Raw genomic sequence first — 503 nt, forward strand, 5'->3', positions numbered from 1 at the left:
GTTAACGTCAGCTGAAGTGACACCGTCAATATTATTTAATGCAGATTCAACAGCACTTTTGCAGTGACCACAGCTCATACCTTCAACATTTAAAATTTCTTGTGACATAGCATTCACCTCCTTTTAGAGCCACTTATTATTTATAATAATTAGTGGCTCTTATGCAGTTGGAGCGAAGGACCAACTGTAAACCGTAGTGTACTTATTATTTATAATAATTAGTGGCTCTTATGCAGTTGGAGCGAAGATCCAACTGTAAACCGTAGTGTACTTATTATTTATAATAATGATGGAACCTAATAGGCGGAGCTATTAGGTAAGATACACTAATTCGCCAAGCGAAAAGTGTAACTATATATGCAGTTGGAGCGAAAATCCAACTGTAAACCGCGACATTATAGAGCCAATCACTAGCCTATCTCAGAATCACCAACGAATCCTTCATTATTAAGGAATCTAGGCATCTTTACGGCGTGGTTCTAATCGCATCTTTTTCAATCTAA

General features: G+C 37.2%; 1 protein-coding gene. It reads right to left on the reverse strand.

Annotation, left to right across the window (positions count from 1 at the left end):
- Window positions 1-108, reverse strand: a 108-nt coding sequence (locus IDG60_RS02405; protein ID WP_142236232.1) for a cation transporter, incomplete at its 3' end; no start/stop codon positions are given.
- Window positions 109-503 lie beyond the last annotated feature (395 nt).

It is taken from the genome of Staphylococcus sp. EG-SA-2 (genome assembly GCF_017152085.1).